This is a genomic window from Oceanobacillus caeni (assembly GCF_042678465.1).
In the GTDB taxonomy this organism is placed as follows: domain Bacteria; phylum Bacillota; class Bacilli; order Bacillales; family Amphibacillaceae; genus Oceanobacillus; species Oceanobacillus caeni.
Genome location: NZ_JBHTKV010000010.1, coordinates 82289 through 100896 on the forward strand (window position 1 = coordinate 82289; position 18608 = coordinate 100896).

At 35.1% G+C, this 18608-nt stretch carries 19 protein-coding genes; all 19 read right to left on the reverse strand.

Features of this window, described 5'->3' with window-relative positions; all coding sequences use genetic code 11:
- Nucleotides 1-205 precede the first annotated feature (205 nt).
- Complete coding sequence (gene dprA, locus ACFQ18_RS09365; protein ID WP_047186037.1) at nucleotides 206-1099, reverse strand: DNA-processing protein DprA; 894 nt, start codon at nucleotides 1097-1099, stop codon at nucleotides 206-208.
- A gap of 236 nt (nucleotides 1100-1335) precedes the next feature.
- Nucleotides 1336-2238 carry a succinate--CoA ligase subunit alpha gene (gene sucD, locus ACFQ18_RS09370; RefSeq protein WP_047186036.1) on the reverse strand — a complete coding sequence of 301 codons (903 nt, stop codon included), beginning with the start codon at nucleotides 2236-2238 and terminating at the stop codon, nucleotides 1336-1338.
- Between the two features lie 24 nt (nucleotides 2239-2262).
- Entirely contained in the window at nucleotides 2263-3423 is a 1161-nt protein-coding gene (gene sucC / locus ACFQ18_RS09375; RefSeq protein WP_047186035.1) for an ADP-forming succinate--CoA ligase subunit beta, read from the reverse strand.
- Nucleotides 3424-3515: 92 nt separating this feature from the next.
- Nucleotides 3516-3785, reverse strand: coding sequence for an EscU/YscU/HrcU family type III secretion system export apparatus switch protein (locus ACFQ18_RS09380; protein WP_047186034.1), 270 nt, complete (start codon nucleotides 3783-3785; stop codon nucleotides 3516-3518).
- Nucleotides 3782-4936 (reverse strand): hypothetical protein, encoded by a 1155-nt coding sequence (locus ACFQ18_RS09385; RefSeq protein WP_128723432.1) that lies wholly within the window; start codon nucleotides 4934-4936, stop codon nucleotides 3782-3784. The genes ACFQ18_RS09380 and ACFQ18_RS09385 overlap by 4 nt, the downstream gene beginning before the upstream one ends.
- A gap of 85 nt (nucleotides 4937-5021) precedes the next feature.
- Nucleotides 5022-5822 carry a ribonuclease HII gene (locus ACFQ18_RS09390; protein ID WP_047186032.1) on the reverse strand — a complete coding sequence of 267 codons (801 nt, stop codon included), beginning with the start codon at nucleotides 5820-5822 and terminating at the stop codon, nucleotides 5022-5024.
- A gap of 204 nt (nucleotides 5823-6026) precedes the next feature.
- Nucleotides 6027-6869: a ribosome biogenesis GTPase YlqF gene (ylqF, locus tag ACFQ18_RS09395; protein WP_047186031.1), complete on the reverse strand. Its 843-nt coding sequence runs from the start codon at nucleotides 6867-6869 to the stop codon at nucleotides 6027-6029.
- A 7-nt stretch (nucleotides 6870-6876) separates the two neighbouring features.
- Nucleotides 6877-7437, reverse strand: coding sequence for a signal peptidase I (gene lepB / locus ACFQ18_RS09400; protein WP_060667979.1), 561 nt, complete (start codon nucleotides 7435-7437; stop codon nucleotides 6877-6879).
- A 359-nt stretch (nucleotides 7438-7796) separates the two neighbouring features.
- Nucleotides 7797-8141 (reverse strand): 50S ribosomal protein L19, encoded by a 345-nt coding sequence (rplS, locus tag ACFQ18_RS09405; protein WP_047186029.1) that lies wholly within the window; start codon nucleotides 8139-8141, stop codon nucleotides 7797-7799.
- Between the two features lie 138 nt (nucleotides 8142-8279).
- The gene (gene trmD, locus ACFQ18_RS09410) at nucleotides 8280-9020 is read right to left on the reverse strand and encodes a tRNA (guanosine(37)-N1)-methyltransferase TrmD (RefSeq protein ID WP_047186028.1); all 741 of its coding nucleotides are present in this window, start codon (nucleotides 9018-9020) and stop codon (nucleotides 8280-8282) included.
- Complete coding sequence (rimM, locus tag ACFQ18_RS09415; RefSeq protein ID WP_047186027.1) at nucleotides 9020-9535, reverse strand: ribosome maturation factor RimM; 516 nt, start codon at nucleotides 9533-9535, stop codon at nucleotides 9020-9022. Before rimM ends, trmD begins: the two co-directional genes overlap by 1 nt.
- Nucleotides 9536-9553: 18 nt before the next feature.
- Complete coding sequence (locus ACFQ18_RS09420; RefSeq protein WP_047186026.1) at nucleotides 9554-9943, reverse strand: YlqD family protein; 390 nt, start codon at nucleotides 9941-9943, stop codon at nucleotides 9554-9556.
- 266 nt (nucleotides 9944-10209) lie between these two features.
- Nucleotides 10210-10437, reverse strand: a complete 228-nt coding sequence (locus ACFQ18_RS09425) for a KH domain-containing protein (protein ID WP_047186025.1) — start codon at nucleotides 10435-10437, stop codon at nucleotides 10210-10212.
- 20 nt (nucleotides 10438-10457) lie between these two features.
- Nucleotides 10458-10724, reverse strand: a complete 267-nt coding sequence (gene rpsP / locus ACFQ18_RS09430) for a 30S ribosomal protein S16 (RefSeq protein WP_047186024.1) — start codon at nucleotides 10722-10724, stop codon at nucleotides 10458-10460.
- Nucleotides 10725-11054: 330 nt separating this feature from the next.
- Nucleotides 11055-12398 carry a signal recognition particle protein gene (ffh, locus tag ACFQ18_RS09435; RefSeq protein ID WP_204798249.1) on the reverse strand — a complete coding sequence of 448 codons (1344 nt, stop codon included), beginning with the start codon at nucleotides 12396-12398 and terminating at the stop codon, nucleotides 11055-11057.
- Between the two features lie 13 nt (nucleotides 12399-12411).
- On the reverse strand, nucleotides 12412-12729 hold the full coding sequence (locus ACFQ18_RS09440) for a putative DNA-binding protein (protein ID WP_047186022.1): 318 nt from the start codon (nucleotides 12727-12729) through the stop codon (nucleotides 12412-12414).
- A gap of 86 nt (nucleotides 12730-12815) precedes the next feature.
- Nucleotides 12816-13820 carry a signal recognition particle-docking protein FtsY gene (gene ftsY, locus ACFQ18_RS09445; protein WP_047186021.1) on the reverse strand — a complete coding sequence of 335 codons (1005 nt, stop codon included), beginning with the start codon at nucleotides 13818-13820 and terminating at the stop codon, nucleotides 12816-12818.
- A 14-nt stretch (nucleotides 13821-13834) separates the two neighbouring features.
- Nucleotides 13835-17401 carry a chromosome segregation protein SMC gene (gene smc, locus ACFQ18_RS09450; protein WP_204798250.1) on the reverse strand — a complete coding sequence of 1189 codons (3567 nt, stop codon included), beginning with the start codon at nucleotides 17399-17401 and terminating at the stop codon, nucleotides 13835-13837.
- 233 nt (nucleotides 17402-17634) lie between these two features.
- Nucleotides 17635-18528, reverse strand: coding sequence for a 3-hydroxyacyl-CoA dehydrogenase (locus ACFQ18_RS09455; RefSeq protein WP_204798251.1), 894 nt, complete (start codon nucleotides 18526-18528; stop codon nucleotides 17635-17637).
- Nucleotides 18529-18608: the final 80 nt, after the last annotated feature.

Consider the following 18608-nt stretch of genomic DNA (forward strand, 5'->3'; position numbering starts at 1 on the left):
ATACTTCAAGGGAATTATATTACCTTACAAAATAATTTTAAATCCTCACTAATACTAAATAGTTATAATGAATTTGTCAAACAAACTGTTACTGTTTTTTCTTTTTTAATCATAATTTTTTGATAAAGAAGACTTCCATTGATGGGGGTACTTCATCCCCGCTGAAGGTTAGTCGCGCCTATCGTACCTTTACAGGTTGGGAGTCTTACTTCCCGTTTAGGTGAGATAAATAGTCCCAATCCTCTTGAATATCATCAGGGGATTGAACTAACTTAGCACCGTCTTGAATCATTTGATTACAACCCTTTGTCTGGGGAACGGTTGGAGACCCTGGTACAGCATACACTTCTCTTCCTTGATCTAGAGCTTGGTCTACAGTAATTAAGGTTCCACTTCTTTCCATTGCCTCAATTACTAAAGTCCCAAAACTAAGTCCACTTATAATCCGATTTCGTTCTGGAAAGTGGTACTTAGCAGGTGGAATATTTGGTGGATACTCAGTTAAAACTAATCCGTATTTGGCAATTTGATGGAATAGGTTTGTATTCTGTTTTGGATATATATGATGAAATCCACTTCCTAATACCGCAATTGTTTTACCATGATTAACTAAAGCAGTTTGATGAGCTAAACTATCTATGCCTTTTGCTAAACCACTAACAATTAACCAATTATCCTTAACCAATGGCTTGACGATATGTTCTAATTTGAGCATAGCCTTATTAGATGGATTTCTAGTACCTATCACACTCAACTTTTGATTATATTGTAGTAAGGATAAATCTCCTTTAGCATATAAAACGAGCGGTGCATCTTTTATTGTATTTAACATAGCAGGATAAATTTCGTCAACTATCGTAATAATGTTATATAATCTTAAATCTTCTATTAACTGTTTTCTTACTATATTTTGATGAAGATCATGGTAAAATAATGTCGCATTTTTAAGAGGGATTCGAAGTTGTTTTGATATATCATGAGGGGTTAATTGGTAGACGCCACTTAACGTGGAATCGATATGAAGAAGTCTGCGGATTATTCTTCTTGTTATGCCGCGACATCTGGAGATATGAATCAATCGGAGTCGAACATTATTCAATTCATCACGTCCTGTATGTAATTTTTTTAATAGTTAATAGAACCTAAAAGAATATTCTTTTAGGTTCTATTATATTAATACCGCTTTTCTTGTATAGCCTAAGTAGCCAGCGACTAGCGTGACTTCCTTCACCTCCGTACGATAAGTCAACATCGACTCACTACGTCCGCCGTGTTTCCTTTATCTCCTACGGCTCAGTCCAGTCCGTACGTCGCTAAACGGCTACTTTCGCTTTTCTAGTGTGTTTTACATTTTTGATCTAGGCCTTTTTCCTTTAGGACTTTAATCATTGTTTCACCAATTACAGCAGGTGTATCGGCTACAGCAATTCCACATTCGTTCATAACACGGATTTTTTCTTCTGCGGTACCTTTACCTCCAGAAATAATCGCTCCAGCATGTCCCATGCGTTTCCCTGGAGGAGCTGTTGCACCGCCAATGAAGCCGACTACAGGTTTTGTCATATTTGCCTTAACCCACTCTGCAGCTTCTTCCTCTGCAGTACCGCCAATTTCACCAATCATAACAACCGCTTCTGTTTCTGGATCTTCATTAAACGCTTTTAGCACGTCGATGAAGTTTGTACCGTTTACAGGGTCTCCACCAATTCCAACCGCAGAGGTTTGCCCATAACCAGCTTGAGATAATTGATGCACTGCTTCATATGTTAATGTTCCAGAACGTGAAACTACACCAATATGTCCTTTTGTATGGATATATCCTGGCATTATTCCAACTTTACATTCGTCAGAAGTAATTACACCTGGACAGTTTGGTCCAATTAATCTAGTCTTCTTACCTTCCATATAACGCTTGACTTTTACCATATCCAATACTGGAATATGCTCTGTAATACAGATTACTAAATCTAATTCTGCATCAACCGCTTCCATAATTGCGTCTGCAGCAAATGGTGCTGGTACATAAACAACAGATACTGTTGCTCCAGTTTTATCAACCGCTTCTTGTAATGTATTAAAAACTGGTACACCATCTACCTCTGAACCACCTTTTTTAGGGGTTACACCACCAACAATTTTCGTACCGTATTCAAGCATTTGTTTTGTATGGAATCTAGCAGTACCACCAGTAATTCCTTGGACAATTACTTTCGTGTCTTTATTTAAATATACGCCCATTTTTGTACGTCCTTTCTATCAAATTTATTTCACCATTGCTACAATTTTTTGCGCACCATCAGCCATGGAATCTGCTGAAGTAATATTCAAACCGGATTCATTTAATATTTTCTGCCCTAAATCAACATTTGTACCTTCTAAACGAACTACTAAAGGAATCTCTAAACCTACTTGTTTTGTTGCTTCTACAACACCTTCAGCAATAACGTCACATTTCATAATTCCACCAAAGATATTTACAAAAATACCTTTAACATTAGGATCAGATAAAATTATCTTAAATGCTTCTGTTACTTTTTCAGCAGTTGCCCCGCCCCCAACATCAAGGAAGTTTGCCGGTTCGCCGCCAAAATATTTAATAATATCCATCGTTGACATAGCAAGTCCAGCACCATTTACCATACAACCGATATTTCCATCTAAAGCTACATAACTTAAATCATATTTAGAAGCTTCGATTTCCTTTTCATCTTCTTCCTCTAAGTCACGTAATTCCATAATTTCAGGCTGACGATATAAAGCATTATCATCAAAGTTTAATTTAGCATCTAATGCAAGTACCTCGCCATCACCAGTTGTAACTAATGGGTTAATTTCCGCAACGGAGCAATCTTTTGCTATAAATGCATCATACAAACCCGTCATGAATTTAACAGCTTTCCCAACTAGTTCATCTGGAATATTTATGTTAAATGCTAGTCTACGAGCTTGATAAGGTGCTAGTCCAACAACTGGGTCGATTACCTCTTTAAAAATCTTTTCAGGGGTTTCTGCAGCAACTTCTTCAATTTCCGTTCCACCCTCTTCAGACGCCATCATAACGACACGAGAAGTAGCACGGTCTAAAACAACACCAACATAGTATTCTTTTTTGATATCGCATCCTTCCTCAATAAGAAGGCGCTTAACCTCTTTTCCTTCTGGTCCAGTTTGGTGAGTAACTAATGTCTTTCCTAAAATTTCATTTGCATATGTACGAACTTCATCCAAATTTTTAGCTACTTTAACTCCACCAGCTTTTCCGCGGCCTCCAGCATGAATTTGTGCCTTGACAACGGTTACAGCACTGCCCAATTTTTCTGCTGCTTCTACAGCTTCATCCACTGTATAAGCTACGTGTCCATTGGGAACTTTTACACCGAATTCACGTAAAACTTGTTTACCTTGGTACTCGTGAATGTTCATTGTTCATCCTCCTAATATAATTACTGCTATTTCATTGTATATAAAAATTATAATTTAAACAAGAAAAACAATCTTAAGTTATCACAAAATTGTCATTTATTTTGTTTAATACTTTGTTCAGTATTGTATATAAACGCAAAAACCTCTGCCACTGCTTCATACAATTCTTCTGGAATTGTCTCATTTATATTAAGTTTTGAAAGTAATTCTACTAATGCGATGTCTTCTACTACTGGAATTTGATTATTAGTTGCAATTTCAAGAATTTCATCCGCTATTGCCCCCTTTCCAGCTGCGGTAACTACAGGAGCCGAATGCTCTATTCGATTATATTTTAAGGATACTGCTTTTTTATTCGTCATATTCGAAAATCAACTCCTGTAAAATTGGAAATATTATAATCTTTATTAAGAGCAGTACTTGAAATATTAGATTCAAATGGTATTGGTTTAAATAAAACATTCGTTAAATGATAATTTAACTTTTCTAATCCAGATTTTAATCGTTTTTGTAAAGGGATAGTTTCCTGTTTTAGACCTTCTACATTATTATACACCGTAATAGTTACATTTCTTTGCTGTATATGCATATCGATTATGGTTTCTTGTAGATATTCTAGTTCTAAATAAAAATAGATTCTACAGTAATTTGGATCAATCGTTCCCTTTTCAGACTTTTTACTTTTTAGTTCTAAATTTAAATCTTCATTCAAGCCTAATACTTCACCAGGCAAATTAAAATTAACTTGGATGAAATTGTCTGTTTCATGTATGGTGTTTAATTGCATTCCATTCAAATAATGAAGAAGCTTTTCAGCATGGATTTGATGCTCCCCGTCCACTGATAACATTTGTAATAAATAACTCTTAATAGATGGTTGTGTAATGTCGCCTTGATTCCTTATCGTATATTCATAGTCTAATCCACTATTTGCTAAAAACTGATGAAGATGACGAAGGAAAAGCTCTTTAGGTTCGGCTTCAAAATAGTTGTTACTTTGCATTGGACCTGGTTTGATAAAATTTCGTAACATGGTATAAGTATCGGTAAAGTTTTCTTGTTTTTGAAGTTCATTTATTAAATTACTAATAAGCTTGGATTGACTCTCTGTATTCTTAGAATAGATCGCTTTAAATATGGAATCCGTTAAAGGCAATCTACGTTGAATTAATTCTTTTAATACATCTTGCACTTGTTCATTATTCTTATATGTATCTAGTAATTTTAGTGCTTGCATCAATTGTGTCTTTTCAAACGGGACTCCGCCTACCATCAATTTTTGTAAAAATAATCGGTTAGCTTCTGAATTTTTTACACCTAAACTTTTCAATAAAGCGGGGATATCTAATTTAGATTGATTTTTTAACTTTTTACCAATTACCTTTAAGTAAAGCACTTGATTAGAGAGATGAACTTGAAAATGATAATGGTCCCCAATCGCTAATGGTATTTCAAGTTTCGCTATAACAGTTTGATTCTTTAATTGAATTTGGGCCATATTGTTCGGAAACAATTTGGCAACTTTCCCTCTTACTATCTGGCCTTGATTTAATTCCGGGTTATTAAACGAAGACTGTGAAAAAGGTTTTCCTAATACTTTATTTATATTCAGCTGTAACTCCCTCCTTCACATTGAGCGCATTCCGCACTGGTCCAAATGTATAACGATGAAATGGAGTTGCGCCGAATTCCTTTAATTTTTCCATATGAATTTTAGTACCATACCCCATATTTGATGCAAAGTCATACTCGGGATATTCTCTATGTATTTCTTTCATAATTCGATCACGCGTTACTTTTGCTATAATACTTGCTGCAGCAATAGATACACTTTTTGCATCCCCTTTTATGATTGATTCATACGTATACGTGAGATTTTTCAAATTTACTGCATCGATTAATACATGATCAGGAGAAACATGAAGATTTTTTATAGCTTCCGTCATCGCTAATTTGGTAGCTTCAAAAATATTAATTTCATCAATTTTTCTATTATCCACGATCCCAACACCATAACTTATCGCTTTTTCAATTATTATTTTATAGTATTTTTCCCTAGTTACTTCATTAAGTTGTTTGGAATCGTTTAGGCCAAGTAATTTAAAATCCAATGGTAGTATAACAGCCGCAGCAACGACCGGACCCGCCAATGGGCCTCTTCCAGCTTCATCAACACCCGCTATATATTGTTTTCCAAGTGATCGAGCTCTATTTTCTATTTGACACATTTCATTATACTTTACTTCTAATTCCATTTCCTTACGTTTCTGTTTTTCATAACCCTTTATTAAATTTTGAACACCTTTTCGTTCATCTAATCTTAATTCGCTCACTAACTCCTCAGTTATTAAACCTTGTCTAAATAAGCTTTGAAGCTTTGAAATAGGTTGTTTTTTCATGAATACACCTTACTCTCTCGTTATCTATGTTGTTTTTTAGAATACCGGCTCGGCGAATAACTTAGTTTACAAATCTTTACGGTGGGTCGAGTATTGAAGACCCCAGATGAGAAGGATTTATCTCACCAAATATTTCCCTACCCGCAAAATAAAACATCCATCAAATCTAGATGGATGTCATTTTCAAATAGATTACTTGAATGTTTATAGCCGTTCAAGCGTTATTTTACCAAGTCTTCCTGTTCTTAAATCCCTTAAAACAAGATCAGATACTTTGTCAAAATTTACATTTCCACCGCTTTCTAATGCTCCGCGAAGTTTGCCAATTTTAACAAAGATATCCCACATATCATCCATATCCTGTTCAATTTGATATCTTTCCATAAGTCGATTCGGGTAGTGCTCTTGCATAAAGGTAATAACAAAAGCAACTATATCCTGTAGAGATAATAATTGATCTTTAATCGTCCCAATTGCCGCCAGACGATAGCCAACTGTTTGATCTTCAAATTTAGGCCAGAGAATTCCTGGAGTGTCTAAGAGCTCAAAGTCTTTCTTAACTTTAATCCATAATTGATGTTTCGTAATGCCGGGTCGATCTCCTGTTTTCGCGACCTTTTTGTTCGCAAGTCGATTAATGAGTGTCGACTTCCCTACATTTGGAATTCCTACAATCATCGCTCTTGCCGGCCTAGGCTTAATTCCCTTTTTTTCTAATTTTTTTATTTTTTCTTGCCCTAATTGTTTGGCAAGTTGAATAACATTTTTTATATCCTCTTTCTCATTTACATCCACGGCTACTGCTGGTATATCTTGTTCTTGAAAATAAGATAAGAATTGTTCTGTAATTTTCGTATCAGCTAAATCCTTTTTCATCATAACAATCATTTTAGATTTATTTTGCAATACCTGTCGAAGCATTGGATTTTGTGAAGACAATGGTGCTCTAGCATCAACCAATTCTATTACAAAATCAACTAGTTTTAATTTTTCCTCTACTTCCCGTTTCGCTTTTGCCATGTGTCCTGGAAACCATTGTATAGTCATAAAAGTCCTACTCTCCTACGATTCGCATTCTATCCAGAGGCCAATAAATTAAACTTGCTTTTCCTACAATTTGATCCATCGAAATAACCCCTAACATTCGGCTATCTGTTGAGTTACCCCGATTATCCCCTAACACGAGCACGTGACCTTCTGGAATAGTTGTAAACTCTCCTGGTAACTCTTCCAATGTAAAATCATTTGTTAAGGTTTGATATGGTCCCAAATTTCTTTTTTGTTCACTTAAAAATGGTTCTTCAACAGGCTCACCATTTATATATAAAACCTCATCCTTAACAGCAACGTGTTCACCAGGTAAACCAATTACCCTTTTAATAAAGTCTTTTTGAGCAGACGCATGAAATACTACAATATCAAAACGTTCTGGTTCTCCGATTTTATACCCTATTTTATTGACTATCATTTGATCTTTGTCATGTAGGGTTGGCAACATCGACGGTCCATCGACAACTATTGGAGAGAATAAAAACATACGTACAACAAGTGCCAAGCCCAATGCAAGTAATAATGCTTTTAACCAATCAAACCATTCTTTCTTTTTATTCGCCATGCGTTCTCCTCCACGTCACGCAATCTCTTTATACTATATTTTATCATAATCCACGTAATTTAATGAACTAAATAATAAAAACCATTCATTGTTTTTAATAAAGAAGACTTCCATCAGTGGGGGGTATCCTTCATCCCTCATTGATGGTTAGTAGCACTTATCGGACCTTTACGGGCAGTTGATCTCCTACCTACCTTCTTTGTTTCCCCAAAAGCTTAAGGCGGGAGTCTTACTGCCCTTTCAGGTGGGATAAAAAAAGAACTTGGTTAAGTACTCAAGTTCTTTTTTTATTACTGGTATACAGTTTTTAGATGTTTAGCTCCAGCGCTAAAGCCTGTGGGCGCGTGGGCTTATCTTTATTATCGGCGTTCTTTAATACGTGCAGCTTTACCACGTAAATTACGTAGGTAGTAAAGTTTAGCACGGCGTACTACACCACGACGAACTACTTCAATTTTATCAACACGAGGTGAATGTACTGGGAATGTACGTTCTACACCAACACCGTAAGAAATCTTTCTTACTGTAAATGTTTCACTGATTCCACCGTTTTGACGTTTAATAACAACACCTTCAAAAACCTGGATACGTTCACGAGTTCCTTCAACAACTTTAACGTGAACCTTAACAGTATCTCCAGGACGGAAATCAGGATGGTCTGTACGTAATTGATCTTTCGTAATGTCTGCAATTAATTGTTGCATTCTAAACTCTCCTTCCAAACTAATGTTCATCATTCTCTAAGAACAGCGGAACATCGTTTTACGGCTTAAACGAACTTAAGCACAATCATTAATATAACATAAAGCAACCATTTGTTCAACTATATTTAAAGTCTTGTTTTAACTATCTTCATTTTTTATTTTATTTAATAGTTTCCTATCTTCATCAGACAACTGAATAGACTCCAGCATATCTTTTCTTCGTTCATACGTTCTTTTCAATGATTGTTCTTTACGCCATTTTTCAATCTTTGCATGATTACCTGATAATAAAATATCAGGGACTTCCAAACCGCGGAAATTCGCTGGACGTGTATAATGTGGATGCTCCAACAAACCAGAAGAAAATGAATCTTGAACTGCCGACTTTTCATTTCCTAATACTTCAGGTAATAAACGAACTACACTGTCCACTACTACCATTGCGCCTAGTTCTCCACCTGTTAATACATAATCCCCTATCGATATTTCATCTGTGACAAGATGTGTTCTAATTCTTTCGTCATACCCTTCATAATGCCCACAAATAAATATTAGATGATCTTCGTTCGCAAATTCTTCCGCTTTTTTTTGGTTATAAGGTTCGCCTTGGGGACACATTAATATAATACGTGGTTTTTTTCCCTCTGTAGCTATTGAGAGTGATTCAACCGCATCAAAAACAGGTTGTGGAGATAGAACCATCCCAGCGCCACCACCATATGGATAATCATCTACTTTATTATGCTTGTTTTTCGTATAATCCCTAAAATTCACCAATTGATAGCTGAACTGACCTCGTTCACTTGCTCTTTTGAGAATGGAACTCTGAAAAACCCCTGTAAACATTTCGGGAAATAATGTGAGAATATCGATGTGCATTAATCTAGCAATCCTTCCATTAGTTCTATCCTAACGTTTTTTTCTTCTATGTCGACAGACTTCACTACTTCTTTTATATAAGGTACTAAAATATCCTTTCCTTTTGGCTGTTTCACAACCCATACGTCATTTGCTCCAGGTGATAAGATTTCTTTTATCTTACCAATATACTGATTATCTGTAGTATGCACATCACAGCCAATAATCTCATGATAGTAAAATTCATTATCATCTAACTCTGTCAATTGCTCTTCAGATATTTTCAAATATAACCCCTTAAAGTTCTCCACATCATTGATATTGTGATACCCTTCGAATTGTAAAAGATCATACCCTTTATGTATACGATGTCCATCAATGACTAATTCTAATGGTTCCCCATCCTTTTTATCTAAGTAGACAGTACTACCTATTTGAAAGCGGTCATCAAAATCACTAATCCGCAAAACTTTTACTTCCCCACGGATACCATGAGTATTTAGAATTTTTCCAACGTTAAACATGTTTATTGTCATATTATCACTCTTCTTTCTCTATTTATCAATACGAACAATTATGCCATCTTTTATCACAATGGATTGCTCGCTCATTATTTCTTCCCAATTCATTCCTTTTGTAACCTCAACAAGAGCTTCAACTTCGTCTTCTACTATTTCTACACCTAGTTCAAGCATCTCCATTTGTTCTATTTTAAAATCAATTAGGTCCATTTTTTCCCTGCGTTTCGTAATTTCATTTTGAAATCTACGTGTTACATCTTGTTTGGAAACGCCGGGTTTATTTTGTAATTTCTTTTTTTCAAACAGAAGTTGTTGACACTCTTGTTCAAGTCGCATTTTTTGCTTATTAAACTGGTTCAATAATTTTTTTCTACTTTTCTCAGTGACTATTTGTTTGACTAGGACTTTTTTTATTATCTTCATTATTTTCCTCACTCTCACAAAAGGTCTCTTACAATACGCGTTAAAAAAGGGGGATAAAAAGGGCCGATTCTACACAAGTTGCAACGCTGCCCCTACATTTAGGTATGCCGACATTAGTCACAAAGGCTGTTTTTATTCGGCCTTCCTTTAATCCATGATCACCAACAAAGAAATTCAAAGTGTCATTTTTACCGGACTTTTAGAACATCCTCTTAAAAATAATACAGAAAAGGGAAAGTAAAACCAACAGGTTCCTTTCCCTTCGATTACATAATATCTAAGTAAATGCGTTTTTTCCCATCTGTTTTAGCTGCATATACAACTGTTCGAATCGCCTTTGCAATACGCCCGTTCTTGCCAATAACCTTACCAACATCGTCTTTGTGAACAGTAAGATGGTATACAATCTTACTATCTTCTTCTGTTTTTGTAACAACAATATCTTCAGGGCTATCAACAAGCGGAGTAACAATCGATTCTATTAGGGCTTTCATGATATCACACTACTTTACTATTAGTTTTTTTGTTCGTGGAATTTTTTCATGATGCCTTGTTGTGAGAATAGATTACGAACTGTGTCACTTGGTTTAGCGCCTTTTTTCATCCAATCAAGTGCTTTATCCTCATCTATTTTAATTTCAGCTGGGTTAGCAACCGGATTGTAAGTTCCAACCTGTTCAATATTACGTCCGTCACGAGGAGAACGTGAATCTGCTACAACAATACGATAGAAAGGATTTCTTTTAGATCCCATACGTTTTAAACGAATTCTTACTGCCATTTTTTATAGCACCTCCATTAATGTTATTCACAAGATATGATTCTAACAGATAATTTTTTGTCTGTAAAGTGTTTTTCCATTACATTATATAAAGTAACAATCCATAAATCAAATTTCCGAGCGCGTCTGCTTTTTCTAATCTAGCTCCAGCGCTAAAGCCGTAGCGAGACTTCCTTTACCTCATGACACGATAAAGAAGACTTTCGGACTGGTGAAACCATAGGCTTAGTCGCACTTATACCCTTGTGATGAAAGTCAACATCGACCCAAAGTAATAAAGGAAGGCCGACTAAATGCGACCTTTGCGGCCAATGTCGGCATATGCTTTTTCTACATAAACGGAAGGTTAAATCCTTTGCCTTTTTTGCCTTTTTGCATGTTGGTCATTTGTTTCATCATTTTCTTCATTTCATTGAACTGTTTTAAAAGACGATTAACTTGAGATACGGTAGTTCCGGATCCTTTAGCTATTCTTTTTTTACGGCTAGCATTAATAATGCCGGGTTCTTGCCTTTCTTTTTTTGTCATAGATTGAATAATAGCTTCTACTTGCGAGAGCTGTTTCTCATCTATTTGGGCATTTTTAAGACCTTTCATCTTATTTACACCTGGGATCATGTTAATAAGTTCATCTAATGGCCCCATATTTCTTACTTGCCCCATTTGTTCAAGAAAGTCGTCAAAAGTAAATGACATGGTACGCATTTTTTCTTCTAATTCTTTTGCCTGCTTTTCATCAACATTTGCTTGTGCTTTTTCGATAAGGGAAAGTACATCCCCCATTCCTAAAATCCTAGAAGCCATTCGTTCAGGATGGAATGGTTCTAACTGATCTAATTTTTCACCCATTCCGGCAAATTTAATTGATTTATCGGTAACAGCTTTAATAGATAAGGCTGCACCACCACGAGTATCCCCATCTAATTTAGTTAATACTACTCCAGTTATGTCCAACTGTTCATTAAAGCTTTCCGCAACGTTAACCGCATCTTGTCCAGTCATGGCATCTACTACCAAGAAGATTTCATCTGGTTTGACATTTTCTTTGATTTGTTGCAGTTCATCCATTAAATCGGTATCGACATGAAGACGACCAGCAGTATCAATAATGACATAATCATTATGTTCTTCTTTCGCTTTTTCAATTGCTTTTGTAGCAATATCTACAGGATTAGCTTCTGTTCCCATAGAAAAAACTGGCATACTTAATTGTTGACCAAGCGTCTCTAATTGATTAATCGCTGCTGGACGGTACACATCACATGCTACGAGCAGTGGAGAACGATTATGTTTTTTACGAAGATGGTTAGCTAACTTTCCTGTAGTGGTTGTTTTACCAGCCCCTTGTAAACCTACCATCATAATAATAGTTGGCGGACGGTCGCTTACCGCAATCTTACTTTGTTCTCCACCCATTAAATTCGTTAATTCTTCTTTAACAACTTTAATAACCTGTTGACCAGGAGTTAAACTTTCCATCACTTCCTGTCCAACAGCACGTTCTTTAATTCGTTTAATTAAGTCTTTCACAACCTTAAAGTTAACGTCTGCTTCTAACAATGCAAGGCGTACCTCGCGAGTCATTTCTTTAACATCTTGTTCTGAAACCTTACCTTTACCGGTAATTTTTTTCATCGTACTTTGCAGACGGTCGGCTAATCCTTCAAATGCCATAGAAGGTTTCCCCCTAATCTAATTCTTTTAATTGCTGAATGAAAGATAGTATATTTTCATCTGAAGTATATTCTTCCATTTTTTCTAATATAGAAGCCCGTTTTAAAAAACGTTCATATAGGTGAAGTTTCTCTTCATAGGACTCAAGCATCGATTCAGTTCGTTTAATATTATCATAAACTGCTTGTCTAGAAACTTGATGTAGTTCAGAAATTTCACCTAGAGAATAATCTTCCAAATAGTACAGTTCCATATAGTTTCGTTGTTTTGAAGTTAATAAAGTTTGATAAAAATCATATAAATAATTTACCCGGGTTGTTTTCTCTATCAAAACGTCACCCCTTTGTTAAGTGAATCTCCTTTACATAATATCATACTTTAACAAGGTTGTCTGTCAAGGATTATATTCCTACCTAGTTATTCTTCTTCTACCTCTTCTTCTAACATATCTGCGAATAATCCGTAGACAAATGCATTAGCATCAAATTGCTGAAGATCATCCACTTTTTCTCCAAGTCCAACATATTTTACTGGAATATTAAGTTCATTACGAATTGCGAGTACAATACCACCTTTTGCAGTACCATCTAATTTCGTTAAAACTATTCCAGTTACATCTGTTGCTTCAGAGAATGTTTTCGCTTGATTTAACGCGTTTTGACCTGTAGTAGCATCTAAAACTAATAACACTTCATGTGGAGCACCGGGAATTTCACGCTCTATTACGCGTTTAACTTTAGAAAGCTCGTTCATTAAGTTAACTTTATTTTGAAGCCGCCCAGCAGTATCGCAAATTAAAACATCTGCATTTCTTGATTTGGCAGCTTTTATACCATCAAAAACGACAGCGGCAGGATCACTTCCCGCACTGTGTTTAATGACATCAACACCAGCACGTTCTCCCCAAACCTCAAGCTGTTCAATAGCACCAGCTCTAAAAGTGTCCCCTGCTGCAAGCACAACTTTTTTCCCTTGCTGTTTTAATTGATTTGCTAATTTCCCTATAGAAGTTGTTTTTCCTACACCATTTACACCAACTACTAAAATTACGGATAAGCCTTCTTCTTGAATGTTTAATGTTTTTATTTCTTCATCATCGTCACCATGATAAATCTCAACTAATTTTTCTGAAATGACATTCTTCACTTCACTTGTATCTTTTATATTTTGACGTTTCACTTCCATTTTCAATTCGTCAATTAGATCCATTACTGTCATAACTCCTACGTCTGCAGTAATAAGCACTTCTTCCAATTCTTCAAAAAAGTCTTCATCTACCTTCCGATATCTCGCAATTAGGTCGTTAATCTTACCGGAAAAAGTATTTCTACTTTTTTTCATACCTTCTTTATATTTTTCACTTACTTTTTTGGTTTCTTTATTTTGTGTAAACTTAGTTTTCAACTTATCCATAAAACCCATTGTGAACTACCTCCTTAAGAATTAATTAATTCCTTCGTGTCTTCAAGTCTTACAGAAACCAATCGAGAAACCCCTGATTCCTGCATTGTTACTCCGTAAAGGACATCCGCTTCTTCCATCGTTCCTTTACGATGAGTGATAACAATAAATTGTGTATTTTCACTATACAATTTAATATATTTTGCAAAACGAGTAACGTTAGCTTCGTCTAAAGCAGCTTCTACTTCATCCAGTATACAAAAAGGGACTGGACGTACTCGTAATATAGCAAATAATAAAGCTATAGCAGTTAAAGATCGCTCTCCACCAGATAAAAGCCCTAAGTTTTGTAATTTTTTCCCTGGTGGTTGGGCGATAATATCCACACCTGTATCCAATAAATGTTTGGGATCGGTTAATTTTAATTCCGCATGACCACCACCAAATAATTGCTGGAAAACAACCGCAAATTCTTCTTTTATTTTAGAAAATGTATCATCAAATCGTTTTATCATTTCTTCGTCCATTTCCGAAATAACAGAATATAACGTTTCTTTTGCCTCTACAAGATCATTCCTTTGGCCAGATAAAAACTCATATCGTTCAGAAATCCTATCGTACTCGTCAATTGCCCCTAAATTCACCGTTCCTAATCTTTCTATTCTTGCCTTTAAATCAGTTACAAGGGCTTTTGACTCCGTCACATCTGTTACTTTTTCATAAAGTTGTGATGCTTTTTCAAAAGTAATCGTATATTCGGTTTGTAGATGGTTTAACCTATTTTCCAAATCGACGTCTAGACGATTTGCTTGAACCTCTTTTTGTTGTATCTCTTGAGCAAAAGTTTGGTGCCTTTTATTTTCTTCTTTTAATTCTTTTTCCTCATCTTGGATAATCTGTGTTAATTGTGCGCGTTGTAAACGTCTTTCCTGAATAAGATTGGTTAATCCTTCTTTTTTCTTGCGATTTAATTCCAGCTTTTGATCAATTTCTTCTTCCGTTTCCTCAATATAAGCCATTTCGTATAAATTATCTAGGTCCTTTTTATAAGAACGTAGCAAATTATTAGACTCCGTTATCCTTGTTTCTACAGATTTTACCTTTTCTTTCTGGTTTTTTATCCTTTCTTCCTGTTCTGCTAAAGAAATTTGACATTGATGTAATTCTTGTTGCATTACCTCTTTACTATCTCTAAGTTGTGTTTCTTCTTCACTTAATTGATCCATCTTCTTTTGAATTTCTTCCAATTCCTGTTTAATATCATGCAATTTTTTTGTCAGTTCTTTATCCCTTTTTTCTAGCCGTTCACTCTCATGAATATATTGTTTATGATCCTGATCGTATATAGAGAGATTGTTATTTAAGGAATCCAATTTCAGTTCTAATTCTTTACAATAGGACTGAAGTTTTTGCAATGATTGTTGTTCTTGTACTAATGATTCTTCATTGGTCTTGAATTGGTTTTCTAGATCGGAAATTTTTTCTTTTTGATTAGCCAATTTTTGTTCAAACAAGGTAATTTTTTGTTGAAATTGATTTATCTTTTCATTTAATTCTTTTATATCTTTATCTCTAGAAAATAAAGATTGATTCGTTTTCTTAAGCGCACCGCCTGACATCGAACCTCCAGGATTCACAACATCGCCATCTAACGTTACAACCCGAAATCTCCGCCCGATCATTCGAGCAATTTCATTGGCATCTTTTAATGTTTTCGATATGATTACATGCCCCATTAAATGATTAACGGCTTTACGATAAAGAGATTCTACTTGAACGAGATTAGCAGCAACACCGATAAATCCGGGGTGTTTGTTAATTTGTAAAAGCACGTCATTCGTTATGAAACGTTCTTGAATTGACTCTAGTGGGAGAAAAGTAGCACGACCATTATTCGTTTGTTTTAACCACTGAATTGCATTTCTAGCTGCAAGATCATGTTGCACAACAATATGTTGAGCTTGACCACCAAGCACGGTCTCAATAGCTGTAATGTAATTCTTTGGAACATCAATTAATTCAATGACTGCACCATGGATATTTTCTAACTGTTTTTGTTCACGTGCTTTTAAAATTGCCTTTACGCCTTGGAAAAAACCTTGGAAGTCCTCCTTCATTTCTTCAAGCATTTCTTTTTGGGATTTCAACTTTTCTATATATTGATAACCTTGATAAAACTTTGTTTGTGATTCCTGAAATAAATTCCTTTCTTTTTCCAACTTCGATTTAATATCGGTCGTTTCTTCTTGAATGGTTGTCCATAATTTCTCTTGTTGAATTAATTTGGCTTCCGTTTCTTCTTTCTTTAGCGAAAGTTCTTCTCTTTGCCTCAATGAATCTTTAAACCTTGAGGCTTGTCTATCCTTCCTCCCAAATATTTGTTGTTTTTGTTGTTTAATGGATTGCTTTTCATTTCTGATAGCTGCTTGTTTATTTAGAAACTCAATATAATCTGACTTCAAACCTTCAATCTGATCAGAAATGGACTCTTCACTTATTGCCAATTTTTCCTGTAACTGTTGTATTTGTTGCTTCGCTTTTTTCCTGGAATCTAATAAGTTCGTTAATTTCCCTTGTTCTTCTAATAATTCCTTTTCTAGATTCCTAATACTTTCTGCTGTTTCTTCTTTTAAACGTTCTAACTTTTGCTTATTTTCATCAAAGTGTTTCGAACGTTCGTTAAATAATTGCTTTTTCCCTTCATATTTTTCGAGCAACTCTGAAGTCTGGAGTAATTCATCTTGCTTATTTTCAATTTCTTTATCTAATTTATTTATTTGTAGTCTTTGTTTTTCAATTTGGGATTCTTTTTGACGAATGGAGGTTTTCATCTTTATTTCTTCATTTTTTTTCTCATTGATTATATCCAACAATGCTTTCCATTCATTATGTAGCTTTTCAATTTCGGTAATTAAAAGAGATATCTCCTCTTGCTTCAGTTCTTCTTTTAATTTCATGTAATTTTTTGCTTTTTCAGCTTGTTCCCATAAGGGCTCTTTCTGTTGTTCAATCTCATAAATAATATCTTCCACACGATTTAAATTTTCTTGGGTCTCAGCTAATTTATATTCTGCTTTCTTTTTTCTCTGTTTATATTTCAAGACCCCGGCAGCCTCTTCGAAAATAGTTCGTCTTTCTTCCGCTTTGGAACTTAAAATTTCTTCTACCTTTCCTTGGCTAATAATGGAAAAAGCATCACGGCCAAGACCAGAATCCATAAATAAGTCTATAATATCTTTTAAACGACATGATTGTTTATTTATATAAAATTCACTATCACCCGATCGATATACCCTTCTTGTTACACTAACTTCGTCATAATCTAATGGCAATGAATGATTTTGATTGTCTAAAACTAATGTTACTTCAGCTACATTTAACGGTTTTCTTGAATCACTACCTTGGAAAATAATATCCTCCATCTTGGATCCACGTAACGTTTTTGCCGATTGTTCTCCAAGCACCCATCTGATTGCATCTGTTATATTGCTTTTACCACTACCGTTAGGACCAACGACAGCAGTAACACCTGGAACAAAATCAACACTGATACGTTCAGCAAATGATTTGAATCCAACACTTTCTAACCGTTTTAAATACATAATCATTCTCCTATATCTAAATAAAAAGAACCTTTTTTCGTTCTTTCACATAAGTCATTGGCTTTTTACCGCATTTATTTTACCATAAACATATTAATTAGGCATATTTGTATTGTACTCTATTACTATATTCCTCTAAAAGTAAAAAAAGCCTCTCGTATTTCGAGAAGCTTTTTAATCATATTACTTATATTTTTAATCCCTACTTGGGAATAAGTTTCGCTTTTTAATACCTATTTCAAGAAATCTTCATTTTTATAAGCTGGGTTTGGATATTTGTAGAAGCCTTCACCTGATTCAACACCAAGTTTACCCTTGTCCAAATAATTCACCTTTAAATATTCAGCAACTTTCTTGGCATTTTCGTCTCCTGCTTCACCTTTTGCTTTAGATAGGTTATATGGTGTACGAATCCCAACGATATCAAGAGTAGCAAATGGTCCATTCGGTGCACCTGTTGCAACCATCCACGTTTTGTCAATTGTTTCAGCATCTGCTATTTCATTGACTAGCAATTGTTTAGCTGCATCCAAGAATGGTACCAATAGGGAGTTCAAGATATAGCCAGGCTGCTCCTTGTAGATTGGAAGTGGAATCATACCAATCTCTTTTGCAAAATCCACTAAATCTTGAAATACCTTCATGTCCGTTCTTTCATGCTTCATAATTTCAGCAGTATTATTTTTCCAAATTTCATTTGCAAAGTGCAGCATTAAAAATTTCTCTGGACGACCTGTTGCATCAGCGAATTGGCTCGGAAGCATTGTTGAAGAATTGGATGCAAAGATCGTATGCTTTGGAGCAACCTCCGCTAATTGATGGTAGAAAATTATTTTAATATCCGTTAGTTCCGGAACAGCCTCAATTACCAAATCCGCCTGTTCAACAGCTTTTCCTAAATCAGAATAAAAGTTCATACTTTTATATGCTTGATTTACCTGCTCATCAGTGGCACCAAGATCTTCTTTGTAACGATCTTTAAGCTTTTCAATCCGTCCCTTTGCTGTCTCTATAGCCTTATCATTAATGTCATATACGCTTACGTTAAAACCTTTAAAGGCAATTTGATAAGCAATTTGACTACCTAGTACACCACTACCAGCAACAGTTACATTTTTAAATACCATAAAAACCCTTCTCTCATGAATGTGTGCAAATTTCTTAGGGTAGATACCACCCTATATGTTATATTCTAGACCTGTTTTTT